We start from the raw sequence: 2042 nt of genomic DNA on the forward strand, positions 1-2042 counted from the left end.
GCTTATCAGTGAGCGAGGAGAATTTGGAAAACAGGGCTTTTGCAGACATCGAAAGACAGGAAAAACCCTGATTATACAGGCTGTTTCTTGATGGCGCTGTTCAATTGGTGATCATGTTTTTGCCCTGTACCCTTATTTCTCAGGGGATATTCATTGTTTGAATTATCCAGAGCTATTAAAAATAGCGGTTTGGTCTTTAACCCAGTTCAAGAGAGGGAAATAGATGGCAATATAGAAAAACATATTCCTAAAACAAGGGTTGATGAGTTTTCTTTAAAGATGGGGGTTCCAATAAAACTTGAAAAACTGGATGGTCCTATCAAAACAAGACCTGGTATGGTCTTTTATACTACTGAAGAAGGCTCTCCCTATAAATCTTTATCTATTCGCGACTTAACTTCAGAATCAAGTATTATAGAAATGTTTGCTGACAATTTGGATAAGCAACAAATGATTCAGCTTTTTGGCTATGGCAATATTACATCTGATTTTGAATTTCGCAGGCATCTTTATTCTATTGACCCAAACAGTGTTGGCTTTTTCTCTAAGGCATCAGATTTTAACATTGCTTTGATAGCCATTATTTTTCGAAGTATGGATATGGGAGATAAGTCAGAGATATTTGTATTTAAATTGCCTATTGGGCTGGATGGTTTTCAAATAGGGAGCCCTGATGATCATAAAATGGTTTATGTAGAATTACATAAGAAAAAATCCATCTACTCATTGTCCTTCAGCCACTTTACTCAACAGGAAATTGATGCCTCGCTAGCAACCATTAAACTGGATAAAACAGCTGCCTTATAGCTGTTCATGTAAGGGGTTTGCATTGAGCAATACAAGACAGTTTTAATTTCTGTACTACGTGAATTGTAAGGCCTGTAATGTGGGTGGAACGACGAAATTAGTTTCGCTCTAAATACGACTGTGTTTCTTATAAATAGGGAATTTTAATAAAAATGAAAAAGCTACTTATTATTTCACTTTTGGCGTTTAATGGAGCGCTTTATTCACCTCTTAGCCCTGCGAATCAGAATAAGGTGGAAGGTCTGATTCATGTACTTCCCGATGGTTGGGTTGAAGGCTTTACTGCCAGGGAGGGGGCGATGCTTATGAAAGAGTTTGTTCCAAAAGGAGAAACGGTTCATGACTGGAGTGAAATGATGACTACACAGACTTTTCTGGGTGGAAGCTCTATAGTTGCAAAGCAGTTTCAATCTCGTATGAAAGTTCTATGGACCAATGCGTGTCCCGGATCCTCAGTAGTCTCTATCAGAGAGGGTGTTGAAAATGGGTACAATTTTAATCTCTGGTTGCAATATTGTGCTAATAATCCCAGCATCGGGAAACCAGAAGTAACCTTATTTAAAGCAATAGAAGGGAATGATAATTTCTATGTTGTTCAAAAGGCCTGGAGAAAAGTGCCAGCAACGGATGAAATTGCAAGCTGGACTAAAATTCTGAAAAAAACCTATGCGTGTGATGATCGAATGGAAGGCCATCAGTGTCAAGAGGCTGGTTAGTAAGCCAGCCCAACGTCCTCTGGTGGACGATCTAGTCGACCGTTGAAATCAAAACTGAGTCGTCCATATTGCTTCAACTTTATCCTGTCAAAGTATCCTTCCCATTTTCTGGTGGCAGGGTTGTATAAAGCGCTAAGGTTTTTGAAATAGCAATGGCAAGGAATATGAAGCAGTACGGATAACATTAGTTTCATACCCACAACATAATTAATATACTGAAATGCTAAAGTTAAACCGCCTGTTTTCAAGAACAACCAGAAATAACTGGAAATGCAAAGCGTGCTCTCAATTCAATCTGAAAAAAAATGATCGATGTTTGAATTGCCGCTTTCCTGCCGCTGGTAGTGCCGCTGATGCAAGAAAATGGGATGTAAAAAAACGCTACTATACTCTGTAGTAGTTCAGACCTGATCTGACAGTCACCGATTTTTCAGAGGGTGTCTGTCAGGTCAAATTCAGGCTACAAATTTTTCCTTCCAGATCTCTTTGCCATCTATCAGAGTTTCCATTGGCGTTCTT

The 2042-nt window shown here is 39.0% G+C and carries 2 protein-coding genes; both read left to right on the forward strand.

Annotated features, from left to right (window positions below; translation table 11 throughout):
* The first annotated feature begins 153 nt into the window (after nucleotides 1-153).
* Entirely contained in the window at nucleotides 154-807 is a 654-nt protein-coding gene (locus tag ACNRUY_RS26320; protein WP_488114633.1) for a hypothetical protein, read from the forward strand.
* A 152-nt stretch (nucleotides 808-959) separates the two neighbouring features.
* Nucleotides 960-1523 carry a hypothetical protein gene (locus ACNRUY_RS26325; protein ID WP_488114634.1) on the forward strand — a complete coding sequence of 188 codons (564 nt, stop codon included), beginning with the start codon at nucleotides 960-962 and terminating at the stop codon, nucleotides 1521-1523.
* Nucleotides 1524-2042: the final 519 nt, after the last annotated feature.

It is taken from the genome of Endozoicomonas sp. Z74, from assembly GCF_057680865.1.